Origin of the sequence: Liquorilactobacillus satsumensis, assembly GCF_964065465.1 — a bacterium.
Classification (GTDB): Bacteria; Bacillota; Bacilli; order Lactobacillales; family Lactobacillaceae; genus Liquorilactobacillus; species Liquorilactobacillus satsumensis.
Map to the genome: position 1 here is coordinate 922,402 of NZ_OZ061606.1, position 18,071 is coordinate 940,472.

General features: G+C 43.1%; 6 protein-coding genes, 9 tRNA genes, 2 rRNA genes and 1 pseudogene. 2 read left to right on the forward strand and 16 right to left on the reverse strand.

Annotation, left to right across the window (positions count from 1 at the left end; genetic code table 11):
* Nucleotides 1-9: 9 nt before the first annotated feature.
* Nucleotides 10-279: pseudogene (locus AB3Y88_RS04470) on the forward strand (prepilin peptidase); the annotation flags it as partial.
* 132 nt (nt 280-411) lie between these two features.
* Nucleotides 412-699 carry a hypothetical protein gene (locus AB3Y88_RS04475; RefSeq protein ID WP_367293446.1) on the forward strand — a complete coding sequence of 96 codons (288 nt, stop codon included), beginning with the start codon at nt 412-414 and terminating at the stop codon, nt 697-699.
* A gap of 160 nt (nt 700-859) precedes the next feature.
* Here the strand turns inward: AB3Y88_RS04475 and gntK are convergent, their stop codons facing one another.
* From gntK to AB3Y88_RS04555, 16 genes are all read right to left on the reverse strand, one after another.
* Nucleotides 860-2,401 (reverse strand): gluconokinase, encoded by a 1,542-nt coding sequence (gene gntK, locus AB3Y88_RS04480; protein ID WP_228889773.1) that lies wholly within the window; start codon nt 2,399-2,401, stop codon nt 860-862.
* Nucleotides 2,402-2,977: 576 nt separating this feature from the next.
* Nucleotides 2,978-6,640 (reverse strand): DNA-directed RNA polymerase subunit beta', encoded by a 3,663-nt coding sequence (gene rpoC, locus AB3Y88_RS04485; RefSeq protein WP_056960998.1) that lies wholly within the window; start codon nt 6,638-6,640, stop codon nt 2,978-2,980.
* Nucleotides 6,641-6,703: 63 nt separating this feature from the next.
* A complete protein-coding gene (locus AB3Y88_RS04490; RefSeq protein ID WP_156653517.1) occupies nt 6,704-10,300 on the reverse strand; it encodes a DNA-directed RNA polymerase subunit beta in 3,597 nt (1,198 codons plus the stop codon).
* 393 nt (nt 10,301-10,693) lie between these two features.
* Nucleotides 10,694-13,174: an ATP-dependent Clp protease ATP-binding subunit gene (locus AB3Y88_RS04495; RefSeq protein ID WP_056960996.1), complete on the reverse strand. Its 2,481-nt coding sequence runs from the start codon at nt 13,172-13,174 to the stop codon at nt 10,694-10,696.
* Between the two features lie 17 nt (nt 13,175-13,191).
* A complete protein-coding gene (locus AB3Y88_RS04500; RefSeq protein ID WP_054757885.1) occupies nt 13,192-13,659 on the reverse strand; it encodes a CtsR family transcriptional regulator in 468 nt (155 codons plus the stop codon).
* A gap of 381 nt (nt 13,660-14,040) precedes the next feature.
* A tRNA-Pro gene (locus tag AB3Y88_RS04505) sits at nt 14,041-14,114 on the reverse strand.
* A gap of 40 nt (nt 14,115-14,154) precedes the next feature.
* Nucleotides 14,155-14,228, reverse strand: a tRNA-Pro gene (locus AB3Y88_RS04510).
* A 16-nt stretch (nt 14,229-14,244) separates the two neighbouring features.
* A tRNA-Arg gene (locus tag AB3Y88_RS04515) sits at nt 14,245-14,318 on the reverse strand.
* A 16-nt stretch (nt 14,319-14,334) separates the two neighbouring features.
* Nucleotides 14,335-14,420: transfer RNA gene (locus AB3Y88_RS04520), tRNA-Leu, on the reverse strand.
* A gap of 28 nt (nt 14,421-14,448) precedes the next feature.
* Nucleotides 14,449-14,520 (reverse strand) — tRNA-Gly (locus AB3Y88_RS04525).
* A gap of 7 nt (nt 14,521-14,527) precedes the next feature.
* Nucleotides 14,528-14,603, reverse strand: a tRNA-Thr gene (locus AB3Y88_RS04530).
* A 9-nt stretch (nt 14,604-14,612) separates the two neighbouring features.
* A tRNA-Leu gene (locus AB3Y88_RS04535) sits at nt 14,613-14,697 on the reverse strand.
* A gap of 12 nt (nt 14,698-14,709) precedes the next feature.
* Nucleotides 14,710-14,782: transfer RNA gene (locus AB3Y88_RS04540), tRNA-Lys, on the reverse strand.
* 2 nt (nt 14,783-14,784) lie between these two features.
* Nucleotides 14,785-14,857: transfer RNA gene (locus tag AB3Y88_RS04545), tRNA-Val, on the reverse strand.
* 6 nt (nt 14,858-14,863) lie between these two features.
* Nucleotides 14,864-14,980, reverse strand: a 5S ribosomal RNA gene (gene rrf, locus AB3Y88_RS04550).
* Between the two features lie 85 nt (nt 14,981-15,065).
* Nucleotides 15,066-17,983: ribosomal RNA gene (locus AB3Y88_RS04555) — 23S ribosomal RNA — on the reverse strand.
* Between the last annotated feature and the right edge of the window lie 88 nt (nt 17,984-18,071).

Sequence of the window (18,071 nt, forward strand, 5' to 3'; positions counted from 1 at the left end):
GGGAATTCAATGAAAACAGTCTTTCTTTTTTTGCTTATTTTTTTATTAGGGTCAAGTTGCGCGTCTTTTTCCGTTTGCTGTGGCTGGCGCTTCGCCCATTCAATTTCACTTTTTGCGCCATCTTCTTTCTGTGAACATTGCCATCATCGTCTTAAACTTTATCAACTTATTCCGCTGCTTAGCTTTTGTCTACAACGCGGTCATTGCTTTTTTTGCGGTCAGCAGATTGCGCGCACTAGTACAGTGGTAGAGCTCTTATTCGGGGGATATTCTGTACTGCTCTTTTGGCATGCAAACCCGATATCATTTCTTTTTCTATTTATAGTTGCGTTATGGTCTCTCATTTTAAGTATGCAAGATTATTACAGCCGGACAGTTTCAGCTACATTCCTCCTAGGAGGGGCCTTTTTAATGCTAAGCATTTCATTTGTCGTCCAAAAAAAGCTTTTAAATGACTGGGGGATCATTTTACCACTAGCTGCTTTGTTACTCTTACTGGTGCTGCTCAAAAAAATGGGTTCTGCTGATCTATACTACCTCTTATTTGTTATGCTCGCTTTTGGTACTCTTGCAACTCTCTTTACTTGTCTATTTGCCTCATTAGGCGCACTTTGCTTTAATTATTTTTCTTTAAAAAAAGAGGTTCCATTTATCCCGTACCTCTCGAGTGGAATCCTCCTCTTTTTCCTAATCGTTTAAGCTACTGCCAACTGACAATTAACGTTTTTCGACTGCTAACTAAAAATAAATTTTCAAGTGCTGGCTTAAAACTGTTTTAATCCCGAATTCAAAATAATTTCGGCCCGTCCAGGGCAATCATTTATTGATCATTGCTGCTAAATTCTCTGCCTGCTCGTGCTCATTTAGCTTTTAAATGTTTTCGCTGAAAGGCTGCAATTGCACTATATTCTGGGCTGACTGCATGCGCAAGCCGGATCCAAATTGGAAGTAATTCACGATAAACTGCAAAATTTTCTGCTTTAGGAGTATGTACATGCGTCACGCCCACCATTTTCTTAACTACATTCAAGCTATCTACTAACTTTAAGCTGTACATTCCTAACACTGCCGCTCCTAAGCAAGAACTCTCAAAACTTGCTGGAATTGTCACCTGCTGTTCAAACACATCTGCCAAAATTTGTCGCCATAGCTCAGATTGTGCAAACCCTCCTGTCGCCTGAATGCGGGTTGGTTTTCCACTGACTTTTTCGATCATTAACACTACCATATATAAATTGTAAACAATTCCTTCTAAAGCAGCTCTAACCAGATGTGCCCGTGTATGTTGCCGCGTCAAACCAAAAAAAGAACCACGCGCGTCAGCGTTCCACAAGGGGGCACGTTCCCCTCCTAAATAAGGATGAAAAAGTAATCCGTCAGCTCCAGCTGGAATTTTACTTGCAATCTGCGTTAAAGCTTCATAAGTAGGAACTTGAAGCTGTTTGACTGGAGCCTTTTCAGGTGCAAATAACTGATCGCGTACCCAGCGAAAAACGATCCCCCCATTATTTACGGGACCTCCAACTACCCACTTATCTTTCGTCAATGCGTAGCAAAACAGCCGTCCTTGCGGATCGACTACAGGATGATCCAGCACTGTTCGGACAGCACCACTAGTTCCAATTGTCACTGCCAAAACGCCCGGGTCAATTGCATTTACACCTAAATTTGACAAGACTCCATCGCTGGCACCGTAGATAAAAGGAACATCCGCGCTAATTCCGATAGCTTTACAATAAATTTCAGCTAGCCCTTGAATACTGGCAGTCGGTGACACCAGTTTTGGGAGCTGACTACGTTCAATTCCAGCTACTGCCAGTGCCTGTTCATCCCAATCTAAAGTAAAGATATTGAAGAGACCTGTCGCCGAGGCAAGTGAGTATTCCATCCGATAAACATGAAATAATTGATAAAAAACATAGGTCTTAATATCAATAAAATAGGCTGCTTTTTGAAAGAGATCTTTTTTTTCATTGCGCAACCAAATTATCTTTGAAAGCGGCGCCATGGGATGAATAGGCGTTCCTGTATGTGCATAAATCTGTTGCCCAACTCCTTGAGCTAATAATTCTTTGCTATATTTAGCAGCTCGATTATCAGCCCACGTGATTGCCCGTGTTAATAACTTGTTTTCATGATCAACCAAAATCAAACTGTGCATTGCAGCAGAAAAACTGATCCCTTGTAATTCACCTGGATTAAGTTTTGCACCTTGAACAACTCGCTGCAAGACTTCAATTACTGCAGCAAGTATCTCCTCTGGATCCTCTTCTGCCATTTCTGGTTCAGTTTGATACAATTGGTACTCACTGTTAGCTGACTGCTTAACGTTTCCTTTCAGATCATATAACACCGCTTTAGTACTAGTTGTGCCAATGTCAACACCAATCATATACTTCACTTTGCTTCCTCCATTCTTTAATCTCGCTTTGCCAAGTCCATTTCGTACGGTAGCAATCGCTTTTTCAGCAAGGATTTCATCTGCAACCGGACGCGCATGCATCTTCCTTCCGGCAAGCCCAGTATATAAACAAGCGTCTTTTTGTGCAAGCTGTTTAAAGCGTACCTCAATTTTTGAAAAGCTTTAACATAACCCACCAACTAGGAAATATAACCGTAGTATCGTGTCTCATCCGTCCTCCTGAGGTCACAATATCAAACCAGCTGATTCATCTTTTTCAATCTCTCATTTTGAACCAGAGAATCTTTTTAATAATGATTGCCTCCGTCAAGCAAAATCTCACCCGACGTCAATTTTCAGCGGGGCTGTGCTAGTTGTCGCAGTTGGCTTCCATCAGAGAGTATTTCACCCAATTCTAGTTTGAATTAAGGATGCTATCCTTTCATTCGAACTAGGTTATCCATCCTATTTTCGCTAAAAAAAATCTAGCTTAAAGGTCTGGTAACTAACCCTTTAAACTAGATTGCTTTTATTTAAGTCAGACTAACTGCAGTTAATGAGCATTGTCTTAAAAAATTATTTATTTGTATCTTGTGTTTGGCCTTCTTCAGCCTTCATCTTCTTTTCCAAATCGGAAATCGAATAGACATTTTCTGAAACTGCTCCGACTTCTTTAGGCTTAATTTGGCGATAAACTGGCATCCCGGTTCCTGCAGGAATAATCTTACCAATGATAACATTTTCCTTCAAACCAACCAGTGGATCATTCTTACCGCGAATAGCAGCATCGGTCAATACACGCGTTGTTTCCTGGAAGGAAGCCGCTGACAAGAAACTATTTGTTTCCAGCGATGCTTTCGTAATTCCCAGTAAGACAGGACGTGAAGTTGCTGGAATTCCACCTTTGATCAAAGTATCGTAGTTGCGATCTCTGAAATCAATAATATCCATTAAGGTTCCTGGTAAGAGATCTGTATCGCCTGGATCCATAATCCGAACTTTTCTGAGCATCTGCCGCGCCATTACCTCAACGTGCTTATCTGAAATTTCCACCCCTTGCATCCGATAAACCTTTTGAACTTCACGCAGGATATAATTTTCAGTAGAGAGCACATCACGAACTTGAATTAATTGCTTAGGATCAATTGACCCAACCGTTAATGGATCACCACGGTGAATTTTTTCTCCTTCACTAACCTTCAATACTGAAGTAAATGGCAAACTGTACGTCCGGGTATCAGTCTCACCCTTAACTGTAACTTCCTTTGTCCGTTCAGCAGGGTTTTCCTCAATTGCTTCAATTGTTCCGGTAACTTCAGAAATTTCGGCACGTCCTTTAGGGTTACGCGCTTCAAAAATTTCCTGAACACGTGGAAGACCTTGTGTAATATCGTCTCCAGCAACCCCACCAGTATGGAAGGTCCGCATCGTCAACTGAGTACCAGGCTCACCAATCGACTGAGCAGCAACTGTTCCTACTGCTTCACCAACTTCAACCTCATCCCCTGTGGCCATATTGCGACCATAACAATGTTCACAAACACCGTGACGTGTATTACATGTAAACGCAGAACGAATCGTAACCTTTTCAACTCCTGCATCCACAATCTTTTGTGCAAGATCTTCGTCAACTAAAACATTCTTAGGAGCAATGATTGCACCACTTTGAGGATCTTTTACTTCCTTAATTGTATAGCGGCCTAAGATTCGATCATACAATGGTTCGATTAGTTCGTTGCCTTCACGGATAGCAGTCACATCTAAACCACGATCGGTTCCACAATCTTTTTCGCGAATAATAACATCTTGTGCAACATCAACCAAACGACGTGTCAGATAACCGGAATCAGCAGTCTTCAACGCAGTATCAGTCATTCCTTTACGCGCCCCATGAGTTGAAATAAACATTTCCATCACAGAAAGGCCTTCACGGAAGTTCGCAATGATTGGCAGTTCCATTGTCTTGCCATTAGGAGCAGCCATTAAGCCACGCATCCCAGCAAGCTGGGTAAAGTTAGAGATATTACCACGAGCACCTGAATCTGACATCATTTGAATTGGGTTTCTTGGATTCATATTTTGAACCAGTTTCTCTTGAATCTGATCCTTAGCATTGTTCCAAATTGCAATAACCCGTTCATAGCGTTCGTCTTCTGTGATCAAACCTCTTCTGAACTGCTTAGCGACATTATCCACAGCTTTATGGGCATTGTCGATAATTTCTGGTTTTTCCTTCAAATCTGTGACATCAGCAATTCCCACTGTCAATCCTGATTTAGTAGATTCATAGTAGCCAAGGTCCTTGAGACGATCAAGCAGCTTAGAAGTTTCTGTAACTTTGAACTTCTTGTAAACTTCAGCGATAATATCACTCAAAAAACCAGCTTTAAATGGTGAAACCAGTTCTTGTTCAGCTAAGAATTGATGAATATCAACTCCCGGGTCAACAAAGTACTTATCCGGAATCCCACCTGTCAAGTTCGCAGCTGTAGGCTCATTCAAGTATGGAAAATCAAGCGGTAAAATTTCGTTGAAAATTGCTTTACCAACCGTTGTGACCATGATTCGTTCTTTTTGCCAATCAGTGAACGGTTTGCCAGTTGCAGCTAACGATGAAGTCTGCAGTCCAATTCGCGTATGCAAATGCACATAATTACTCAGATAAGCCGCTCTGACTTCGTTGACATCTTTGAAGATCATGCCTTCGCCTTCGCGTTTAGTCTCTTCAACGGTCATGTAGTAGTTACCAATTACCATATCCTGAGATGGTGTCACAATTGGTTTACCATCCTTAGGTGCAAGAATGTGATGAGCCGCAAGCATCAACAAACGTGCTTCAGCCTGAGCTTCGTCTGAAAGTGGCACATGGATCGCCATCTGATCACCATCAAAATCGGCATTGTAAGCTTCGCAAGCTAAAGGATGCAAGCGCATCGCTTTACCATTCACCAATGTCGGCTCAAAGGCCTGAATTCCCAGGCGATGAAGTGTAGGTGCTCGGTTTAACAGCACCGGATGCTCTTTAATGACGTCTTCAAGTACATCCCAAATATCTTCATCACGCCGATCAATTTTACGTTTGGCATTCTTGATATTTGATGCCATCTCACGTTTAACAAGTTCTTTCATCATGAATGGCTTAAAGAGCTCTAAAGCCATTTCATGTGGAATCCCCATTTGGTTCATCTTTAATTTCGGTCCGACATCAATAACTGAACGTCCAGAATAATCTACACGTTTACCCAGCAAGTTTTGACGGAAACGTCCTTGCTTTCCTTTCAGCATGTGAGACAAAGATTTCAATGGACGATTACCAGGTCCTGTGACCGGACGTCCACGACGACCATTATCAATTAAAGCATCGACAGCTTCTTGTAGCATCCGTTTTTCGTTTTGCACGATGATTCCAGGAGCATTTAAATCAAGCAGTCTCTTCAAACGATTATTACGGTTAATTACACGCCGGTACAAATCATTTAGATCGGAAGTTGCAAAACGCCCGCCTTCCAGCTGCACCATTGGACGCAAATCGGGTGGAATTACTGGAATTGCATCCATGACCATCCAAGCTGGTTCATTGCCTGACTGTAAGAAAGCTTCCAAAATATCCAGGCGGCGAACCGCACGTGTTCTTTTTTGCCCGGTAGCTTCCTTTAACTCTTCTTTTAATTCTTTACATTCTTTTTCAAGACCAACATCTTGCAACAGGGTTCTAATTGCTTCTGCACCCATTCCAGCCTTGAATTCTTGTCCATACTGTTCACGTTTTTCACGATATTCTCGCTCGGTTAACAATTGTTTCTTTTCAAGCGGAGTATTTCCTGGTTCCGTCACTACATAAGAAGCAAAATAAATGACTTCTTCCAACGCTCTAGGACTCATATCGAGCACTAAGCCCATTCTGCTAGGAATCCCCTTGAAATACCAGATATGAGTAACAGGGGCAGCAAGTTCAATGTGTCCCATTCGTTCACGCCGTACTTTTGAACGTGTAACTTCTACACCACAACGGTCACAAACAATTCCTTTATAGCGAATTCGTTTGTACTTCCCGCAGGCACATTCCCAATCTTTAGTAGGGCCAAAGATTCTTTCGTCAAATAAACCGTCTCTTTCCGGTTTAAGTGTGCGGTAGTTAATTGTCTCCGGTTTCTTTACTTCTCCATATGACCAACTGCGGATCTTGTCAGACGAAGCCAAACCGATTTGCATACTATCGAATTTATTGACATCGATCAAAAGACCGACCTCCCTTTCATCTAGTTGATTTCAGTGCGAAAAGGTCCAACGACTTGAAAAAAATTAATTTTCGGTCTTTGTTTCAGCCTTTTCCGTGTCTCCAACTGCATCTTGTGCTTTCTTTTCTGCTTGTTCTTTAGCAAGCTTACTTAATGCATCGACGTTAACAACCTCATCATCATCGTCGTCCATATCACGCAACTCGATTTCTTGTTTTTCATTGTCCAAGACTTTCATGTCCAAGCCAAGGGACTGCATTTCCTTTACTAGTACACGGAATGATTCCGGAACTCCTGGTTTTGGAATCGGTTCGCCCTTAACGATTGCTTCATAAGTCTTAACACGACCAACAACATCATCTGACTTATACGTCATGATTTCTTGCAGTGTATATGCAGCACCATATGCTTCCAAAGCCCAAACTTCCATTTCACCAAAACGCTGACCACCAAACTGAGCTTTCCCTCCTAAAGGTTGCTGAGTTACAAGTGAGTACGGTCCGATCGAACGTGCATGGATCTTATCATCAACCATATGCGCAAGCTTCATGTAGTACATCACACCTACAGCAATTCGATTATCAAAGGGTTCCCCTGTCCGACCGTCATAAAGTACTGACTTGCCATCGCTAGCCATGCCAGCTTCTTTAATAGCCGCCCAGATATCATTATCCTGTGCCCCATCAAAAACAGGAGAAGCAACATGGATTCCAAGTTTGCGTGCAGCCATTCCTAAATGCAGTTCAAGAACTTGTCCGATATTCATACGTGAAGGCACACCCATTGGGCTAAGCATAATATCAACAGGAGTTCCATCAGGCATAAATGGCATATCTTCTTCAGGAATAACGATTGAAACCGTTCCTTTATTACCATGCCGTCCGGCCATCTTGTCACCAACTTGAATCTTACGTTTTTGTGCAATATAAACACGAACCATCATATTCACACCTGGTGAAAGTTCATCTCCAGCTTCACGCGTAAAGATTTTCACGTCCTGTACAATTCCACCGCCACCATGCGGTACACGTAAGGAGGTATCCCGAACTTCGCGTGCTTTTTCACCAAAGATAGCGTGCAATAAACGTTCTTCAGCTGATAATTCAGTAACCCCTTTTGGAGTTACCTTACCGACTAGAATATCGCCATCATGAACTTCAGCCCCAATCCGTACAATTCCAAATTCATCAAGATCTTTTAGTGCATCTTCTCCGACATTAGGAATTTCACGGGTCATTTCTTCCGGCCCTAGCTTTGTATCACGTGCTTCTGATTCATGTTCTTCAATATGAATCGAAGTATAGACATCTTCTTTTACCAAACGTTCATTAATCGCAATTGCATCTTCGAAGTTGTAACCATCCCAAGTCATGAAAGCAATTAATGGATTTTGACCTAAGGCAAGCTCTCCGCCTTCCATGGATGGCCCATCTGCAAGAATTTCATCTGGATCAACATGATCGCCAACTTTAACAATCGGACGTTGGTTATAGTTCTTGCCGCCATTTGAACGCCGGAACTTCATCAGCTTGTACTTATCAAGTGAACCATCTTCGCGGCGCACACGAATTTCACGTGCATCGACATATTCAACGTTTCCAGCATGTTTGCTAATTAAAGCTACCCCGGAATCATGCGCAGTCTTATACTCAATCCCAGTTCCTACAAGTGGAGCATGTGGATCTAACAATGGAACCGCCTGACGCTGCATGTTGGCCCCCATTAACGCACGATTGGAGTCATCATTTTCCAAGAATGGAATACATGCAGTCGCAACGGCTACAACTTGTTTAGGAGAAACATCCATATAATCGACTTTGTCGACAGTAATTTCAATATTTTCACTCTTACTACGGGCCATAACAACATTATCAACAAATGAACCATCATCATTTAATGGTGAATTAGCCTGTGCAATTACATAATTATCTTCTTCATCCGCGGTCAGATAATCAATTTTATCTGTAACTTTATGCGTCGTCCATGAAACACGCCGATATGGAGTCTCAATAAACCCGTATTTGTTAACCCGTGCATATGATGACAAACTATTAATCAGTCCAATATTAGGACCTTCAGGAGTTTCAATTGGGCACATCCGACCGTAATGCGTATAATGCACATCACGAACCTCATAACCCGCACGATCACGTGTCAAGCCACCCGGTCCTAAGGCTGACAAACGCCGTTTATGCGTTAATTCACCCAACGGATTAGTCTGATCCATGAATTGTGAAAGTTGAGAACTACCAAAGAATTCTTTAATAGAAGCAACAACTGGGCGAATATTAATCAATTGCTGTGGTGTAACAGTCGAGGTATCTTGAATCGACATTCTTTCACGCACAACACGTTCCATCCGAGATAACCCAATTCTAAACTGATTTTGCAGTAATTCACCAACTGAACGAATCCGACGATTACCTAAATGATCAATATCATCAACCACGCCAATTCCTTCTTGTAAGTTGAAGAAATAATTCATTGAGGCAATAATGTCAGCCGGCAAAATGTGTTTGAATTTAAGATCAATATTTCCATTGCCAATCATATTAACTACTCTGTCAGGATCATTAGGAGAATACACTTTAATCATCTGCAGCGTCATTGGATTGGTAACCACCCCTTCTTCTGAAGGATGGAAGACAACCGTCTTAAAGTCATTCCGTTCCAAATAAGGTGCTAATTTTTCCATAACATGCTTATCCAAAACAGTATCTTTATTAACAATAATCTCGCCTGTTTCTGGATCAGCTAAGGTTTCAGCCAAAGTCAGATTCAGTAAGCGTGTTTTTAAATTCAATTTTTTATTGATCTTGTAACGCCCTACAGGTGCAAGATCATAGCGCTTTGGATCAAAGAAACGCGCAGTCAGCAAACTTCTGGAACTATCCGCTGTCTTAGGTTCACCTGGACGTAACCGTTCGTAAATGTCTTTCAAAGACTCGACTACCCGCGAATCATCGGCATTTTTATGCACATCTTTTTCAAGTGTCAACATCAAACTGTCGTTTTCACCTAACAATTTGATAATTTCGTCATCTGTGCTATAACCTAAAGCACGAATCAGCTCTGTTAGTGGAATCTTACGGGTACGGTCAATTCGCACATAGGCAATGTTTTTTGAGTCAGTTTCGTACTCAAGCCAAGCACCCCTATTAGGAATAACTGTCGTTCCGTAATTTTCGCGACCATTTTTATCAAGTTCAGAGTTGTAATAGACCCCTGGTGAACGCACTAACTGGGAAACAATTACACGTTCTGCCCCATTAATAATGAACGTTCCTTGTTCGGTCATTAACGGAAAATCACCAAAGAAAACGTCTTGGGATTTGATCTCACCAGTCTCATGATTAATCAAATTCAAAGTAACATGCAACGGTGCGGAATAATTCGCATCATGCTGCCGGGCTTCTTCGACCGTATATTTTGGCTCCAGTAATTGATAATCAACGAATTCTAGTGACAAGTTACCAGCAAAGTCTTCGATTGGCATAATGTCTTCAAACATTTCACGCAGACCTTCATCTAAGAACCATTTGTAGGAATCCGTTTGAATCTCGATCAGATTTGGTAAATCCAAAACTTCTTTGATCCGTGCGTAACTTCTACGGGTACGGTGTTTACCGTATTTTACTAAATGTCCTGCCAAGTTGTTCACCTCTCAAAATTTTTCTGCGACAGCCATCAAACAAATATTACAATTTGATTACAAATTGCAAATTTATTGTTTTTTTGGCAAAAAAAAACCAAAAACAGCACACACCTCAACGGGTGATAACCACTATTTTTGCTTCCTATCAAGACAACTATGGACAATAGATCACAGCTGTCAAATATTTCACAGTTTTGCAATTACTTACTATAACAAGCTTTTTAAAGACTGTCAAGTTTAATGTTGATTTTAAGGAGAAATCCACAGAAGTATGCCGCACTAGGACAAGCCTTGCAAAACAAAGCTAAGGGATTGGTCCAAAACTAATGTTTTGATCCACCCCCTTAGCACTTGCATGTCATAAACCGACACCCTTTTGGTGAAAAAAGCTTTATTTTATTATTTTGTCAGTTGTTTGTTGCGTCCTCTGTTAGAATCGTTATCTTCATCTTTTACCGAAAAATTAATCTTGCCTTTGCTTGCACCAATTGTAACTTTACTGCCGACTTTCACTTGCCCGGTAATCAATAACTCACTTAAACGATCCTCGACTCTTGTCTGCAATGCTCGCCGAATTGGTCTTGCACCATACTCCGGATCGAAACCAGCCTTGCCGATAACATCAATTGCAGCAGGAGTAATTTTAATCTCCACGTTTTGTTCACGCACACGATCGAGCAAATCTTTCGCCATCAATTTGACAATCTGATGCAGCTCTTCTTTCTTCAGTGGGTGGAAGATAACATTTTCATCAATTCGGTTGAGAAATTCGGGCCTAAATGTCTTTTTAAGAATCTCGCGAATTCGCTTTGACATCTCCTTAAAGTTATCTTGCACAGAGACGCTTGCAAAACCAACTTCCTTTTCATCTCTAAGTGCGGTTGCACCCAAGTTAGAGGTCATAATAATGATCGTATTTCTAAAATCAACTTGTCTGCCTTTTGAATCTGAAAGATAACCATCATCCAACACTTGCAAAAGAATATTGAAAACATCTGGATGTGCTTTTTCAATTTCATCAAATAAAACTACGGAGTAAGGATGCTGTCTAACTTTCTCAGTCAGCTGTCCGCCTTCTTCATAACCCACGTAGCCAGGAGGCGAGCCAATTAAACGACTAGTTGCGTACTTCTCCATGTACTCACTCATGTCGATTCTGATCATTGCATCATCTGAACCAAACATCGCTTGTGCCAAAGCCTTCGCTAACTCAGTCTTCCCGACACCTGTCGGTCCTAAGAAGATAAATGAGCCCACGGGCCTATCAGGATCTTTCAAACCGCTTCGTGCTCGTCTGATTGCGCGTGAAACTGCAGAAACAGCTTCATCTTGACCAATCACTCGCTTATGAAGAACTTTCTCCAAATCAAGCAAACGTTCTGATTCTTTTTTCTTCATTTGTGTCAAAGGTACACCTGTCCACTCAGAAGCGACTGCTGCTACATCTTCTTCAGTAACTTTTGTATCATACTGTCCCTTTTTTTCAGCTGCAGCTTCCGTCAGCTTGTCAAGTTGCTGTTTCGCACGTAATTCTTTCTTACGAATTGCCGCAGCTTCTTCAAATTGTTCTGCACTGAGGGCCACAATCTTTTGCCCTTCCAATTCCTTGAGTGCAGCCTGTTTGTTAGCAATCTTCTTGGATTGTCCAACATTGTCAAGCCGCACACGAGCTGCAGCTTCATCCATCAAATCGATTGCTTTGTCAGGAAGGAAACGATCCGAAATATAACGGACACTTAAACTGACCGCTGCCTCAAGTGCTTCATCTGTGATTTTGAGTTGATGATGTTCTTCATAACTCGGCCGCAATCCTTTAAGAATTGCAACTGTATCCTTAGTAGAAGGTTCTTCAACTAATATCTTGGCAAACCGCCGTTCAAGTGCAGAATCTGTTTCAATATATTTTTGAAATTCATCCAAGGTTGTTGCACCAATAACTTGAACTTCTCCTCGTGCTAATGCTGGTTTTAAAATATTAGAAGCATCAATTGCACCTTCAGCTCCACCAGCTCCAATCAAGGTATGCAACTCATCAATGAAGAGAACTACATGTCCATCAGCATAAATCTCATCAATAATTTTTTTAACACGATCTTCAAACTCACCACGATACTTTGTACCTGCAACTAATGAGCCCATATCCAACATCATCACGCGCTTGTTTTGCAATGACTCTGGAACATCACCCTTGACAATGTATTCGGCCAAACCTTCAGCAATCGCCGTTTTTCCAACTCCAGGTTCACCCAGTAAAACTGGATTATTCTTGGTTCGTCTACTTAAAACTTGGATTAAGCGTCTAACTTCTTTTTCGCGCCCAATCACGGGATCAATTTTCTTTTTACGCGCTAGCTCGGTTAAATCCCGTGCTAATGAATTCAACGTTGGTGTTCCAGCAGATTTAGTCGCCTTTTTTTCATACTTCTTCATTTGTGCTTCACTAAGACCCAATTTATGCACAATTGCTTGATACATTCTGCGAGTATCAACATTTAATCCTTGAAGAATTCGAGTTGACAGGATGTCGTTGTTTCGCAACAGGGCCAATAACAGATGCTCAGTTCCAATTTTAATTGAGTTGGTTCGCTTGGCTTCTTCACCAGCAACCGCTAAAATCTCTTTCGCCCGCGGAGAATACGGCAGATAACCCTTGCTAGTCCGTTTCAAAGTTCCATAACCAGCAAGTCGTTCGATTTCTTCGCGCACATCAGTCTCTGTCACAATGAATTGTTTTAAAACTTTTGCCGCAATCCCATTTTCCTCAAGCGTTAAAGCGAGTAGCAGATGTTCTGTCCCAATTGCCTGGTGCCGGAAATACTTTGCCTGTTCCTGTGCTAAGACCAAAACCTTTCTTGCACTGGGAGTAAATAAGTTATCCATAATTGTGCCCTCACTTTCTAATCATCGTAACGCAGACGATTTAATACATTTACAAGGATACGCGCTCGCAAAACATTTTCAAGTTTGTGGCTCTCAAATGCTAATGTTTTTCTATCAATTGACGCTAGAATAATATTTGCTTCTCTTCGTGATAAGAAACCATCCTGAAACAAGCTTTGAATAATTTGAAAAGCCTTATTCAGATCGATCTCGTCACCGATTAATGAAAGCAGATCATCTAAAACAGTGGAATCCTCAACTAAATTTACCTTTGCAATTCTGATATAACCACCGCCTCCGCGTTTGCTTCTTACTATATATCCATTTTGGATCGTAAAACGTGTGTTGATTACATAATTAATCTGAGATGGTACGCAATTAAAAAGTTGAGCAATTTCAGAACGTCTGATTTCAACTTGACGTGAATCAGCCAAGATACTTTTCAGATATTTTTCAATAATATCTGAAATATTCTGACCTTGCATGCAATCATCTCCTTGAATTTGACTAATATTGACTTTCATTATACGAAAAAATTTCTAAAAAGCAAAGTTATTAATTCGGATTTGCAAAATATTTACCACACATGGTTTTGAAGATAGTCTAGTCCCTTCTCTATTATTAGCAAAAATCCACCAACTATCTTTGGTTTAACTTCTTAATTTCATTTTATAATCTGCACATTACCATGTCCAATTATCTTTTGCCATCATTAATTTGCAGTAACTGAATTTGATCGCTGCTTTCTAACTCTTACTCTTATTAAAAAGTAAAAAGCTCTAATCTGAAAACTGACCTTCATCAATTCTCAAATTAGAGCTAACTCTAAATTGTTATATTAACATGTTTCACTGATCTAACTCATATCGGGAAAACAAGATTCGAACTTGCGACCCCTACGTCCCGAACGTAGTGCTCTACCAAGCTGAGCTACTTCCCGAAAACAATACACAAAACTGATTGTTTAAAACTGAGGATGATCGGGAAGACAGGATTCGAACCTGCGACCCCCTGGTCCCAAACCAGGTGCTCTACCAAGCTGAGCTACTTCCCGATAAATAAAACAAAAATGCACCCAGTAGGAGTCGAACCTACAACCTTCTGATTCGTAGTCAGACACTCTATCCAATTGCGCTATGGGTGCAAAAATATTTTTATAATGCCGAGGACCGGAATCGAACCGGTACGGTAATCACTTACCGCAGGATTTTAAGTCCTGTGCGTCTGCCAGTTCCGCCACCCCGGCAAAAAACGGCAATAAAAAACAATAAACAAGCGGAAGACGGGATTCGAACCCGCGACCCCCACCATGGCAAGGTGATGTTCTACCACTGAACTACTTCCGCATAAAAATGGTGCCGACTAGACGATTCGAACGCCCGACCCTCTGATTACAAATCAGATGCTCTACCAACTGAGCTAAGTCGGCAAAAATAAATGGTGCGGGTGAAGGGATTTGAACCCCCACGTCTTTCAACGCTAGAACCTAAATCTAGTGCGTCTGCCAATTCCGCCACACCCGCAAAATTGACGCATGAGTCGTGACAGGCTCGAACTGTCGACCCTCTGATTAAAAGTCAGATGCTCTACCGACTGAGCTAACGACTCGATGGAGGATACAGGGCTCGAACCTGTGACCCTCTGCTTGTAAGGCAGACGCTCTCCCAACTGAGCTAATCCTCCAACATCGCACGGCAACGACCTACCCTCGCAGGGGGCGATCCCCCAACTACTCTTGGCGCTAAGAAGCTTAACTTCTGTGTTCGAAATGGAAACAGGTGTATCCTTCCTGCCATCATCACCGCACTCTTTTGAGAAAACCTTGTTCCCTCAAAACTAGCTAATATTTCTTCTGCTTTGCGTTAACTTCCAAAAACTCCGTTTTTTTCTTTTGGTTAAGTCCTCGACCGATTAGTTTTGGTCCGCTCCATACATCACTGTACTTCCACTTCCAACCTATCTACCTGATCTTCTCTCAGGGGTCTTACTTTCCGAAGAAATGGGAAATCTTATCTCGAGGTGAGTTTCGCACTTAGATGCTTTCAGCGTTTATCTCATCCACACGTAGCTACCCAGCGATGCTCCTGGCGGAACAACTGGTACACCAGCGGTGTGTCCATCCCGGTCCTCTCGTACTAAGGACAGATCCTCTCAAATTTCCTACGCCCGCGACGGATAGGGACCGAACTGTCTCACGACGTTCTGAACCCAGCTCGCGTACCGCTTTAATGGGCGAACAGCCCAACCCTTGGGACCGACTACAGCCCCAGGATGCGATGAGCCGACATCGAGGTGCCAAACCTCCCCGTCGATGTGGACTCTTGGGGGAGATAAGCCTGTTATCCCCAGGGTAGCTTTTATCCGTTGAGCGATGGCCCTTCCATGCGGAACCACCGGATCACTAAGCCCGACTTTCGTCCCTGCTCGACTTGTCTGTCTCGCAGTCAAGCTCCCTTGTGCCTTTACACTCTGCGAATGATTTCCAACCATTCTGAGGGAACCTTTGGGCGCCTCCGTTACCTTTTAGGAGGCGACCGCCCCAGTCAAACTGCCCACCTGACACTGTCTCCCGCCACGCTTAGTGGCGCGGGTTAGAGTGTTCATACAACGAGGGTAGTATCCCACCAATGCCTCTGTCGAAACTAGCGTCCCGACTTCTATGGCTCCTACCTATCCTGTACAAGTTGTACAAACACCCAATATCAAGCTACAGTAAAGCTCCATGGGGTCTTTCCGTCCTGTCGCGGGTAACCCGCATCTTCACGGGTATTATAATTTCACCGAGTCTCTCGTTGAGACAGTGCCCAGATCGTTACGCCTTTCGTGCGGGTCGGAACTTACCCGACAAGGAATTTCGCTACCTTAGGACCGTTATAGTTACGGCCGCCGTTTACTGGGGCTTCAATTCTGAGCTTCGCCGAAGCTAACCCATCCTCTTAACCTTCCAGCACCGGGCAGGCGTCAGCCCCTATACGTCATCTTACGATTTTGCAGAAACCTGTGTTTTTGATAAACAGTCGCCTGGGCCTATTCACTGCGGCTGAGCTTACGCTCAGCACCCCTTCTCCCGAAGTTACGGGGTCATTTTGCCGAGTTCCTTAACGAGAGTTCTCTCGCTCACCTGAGGATTCTCTCCTCGACTACCTGTGTCGGTTTGCGGTACGGGTAGTTATACTCTTACTAGAAGCTTTTCTCGGCAGTGTGACATCAGAATCTTCGCTACTATAATTTCGCTCCCCGTCACAGCTTGTCCTCAGTTACAAGCATTTAACTCGTAACCAAACTTGCTGCTTGGGCACACATTTCCATCAGTGTGCATTCCTAGCCTCCTGCGTCCCTCCATCGTTCAAACAAATATAACTAGTACAGGAATCTCAACCTGTTATCCATCGCCTACGCCTTGCGGCCTCAGCTTAGGTCCCGACTAACCCTGGGAGGACGAGCCTTCCCCAGGAAACCTTAGTCATTCGGTGGACAGGATTCTCACCTGTCTTGCGCTACTCATACCGGCATTCTCACTTCTAAGCGCTCCACCAGTCCTTCCGGTCTGGCTTCTTCGCCCTTAGAACGCTCTCCTACCACGCAACCTCACGGTTGCATCCACAATTTCGGTAATATGTTTAGCCCCGGTACATTTTCGGCGCAGGGTCACTCGACTAGTGAGCTATTACGCACTCTTTAAATGGTGGCTGCTTCTGAGCCAACATCCTAGTTGTCTGTGCAACTCCACATCCTTTTCCACTTAACATATATTTAGGGACCTTAATTGGTGGTCTGGGCTGTTTCCCTTTCGACTACGGATCTTATCACTCGCAGTCTGACTCCCGGATAAAGATCAGTGGCATTCGGAGTTTATCTGAATTCAGTAACCCAAGACGGGCCCCTAGTTCAAACAGTGCTCTACCTCCACGATCCTAATTTCCGAGGCTAGCCCTAAAGCTATTTCGGAGAGAACCAGCTATCTCCAAGTTCGTTTGGAATTTCTCCGCTACCCACACCTCATCTCAGCATTTTTCAACATACATGAGTTCGGTCCTCCAGTGCGTTTTACCGCACCTTCAACCTGGACATGGGTAGGTCACCTGGTTTCGGGTCTATGTCTGCCTACTCAAACGCCCTCTTCAGACTCGCTTTCGCTACGGCTCCACCCTTGACGGCTTAACCTTGCAGACAAACATAACTCGCCGGTTCATTCTACAAAAGGCACGCTATCACCCGTTAACGGGCTCTAACTACTTGTAGGCACATGGTTTCAGGAACTGTTTCACTCCCCTTCCGGGGTGCTTTTCACCTTTCCCTCACGGTACTGGTTCACTATCGGTCACTAGGGAGTATTTAGCCTTGGGAGATGGTCCTCCCGGATTCCGACGGAATTTCACGTGTTCCGCCGTACTCAGGATCCTGAACTGAGAGTGGCCGCTTTTACCTACAGGGCTTTCACCTTCTCTGGCTGACCTTCCCAGGTCATGCGGTTAACGTCCACTTTGGTAACTCAAATGTTCAGTCCTACAACCCCAGAAAGCAAGCTTTCTGGTTTGGGCTGTTCCCCGTTCGCTCGCCGCTACTGAGGGAATCGATTTTTCTTTCTCTTCCTGCAGGTACTTAGATGTTTCAGTTCCCTGCGTGTTCCTCTGACTGATCTATGAATTCGATCAGCAGTAATAGTTGATTAAAACTATTGGGTTGCCCCATTCGGAAATCTCCGGCTCATAGCTTACTTACAGCTCCCCGAAGCATATCGGCGTTAGTCCCGTCCTTCATCGGCTCCTAGTACCAAGGCATCCACCATGCGCCCTTAATAACTTAACCTAACTTTACCTACGGTAAAGCGGCTATGAGTTTTACGTTAAAGAACTAAATCTTGTTTCAAAACTCGTTTAAAACGCGGTGTTCTCGG

Bases quoted from the DNA above. Each gene is read 5' to 3' on its own strand.
- AB3Y88_RS04475 (WP_367293446.1), top strand. From the start codon at position 412: ATGCTAAGCATTTCATTTGTCGTCCAAAAAAAGCTTTTAAATGACTGG.
- AB3Y88_RS04495 (WP_056960996.1), bottom strand. From the start codon at position 13,174: ATGGATAACTTATTTACTCCCAGTGCAAGAAAGGTTTTGGTCTTAGCA.
- AB3Y88_RS04500 (WP_054757885.1), bottom strand. From the start codon at position 13,659: ATGCAAGGTCAGAATATTTCAGATATTATTGAAAAATATCTGAAAAGT.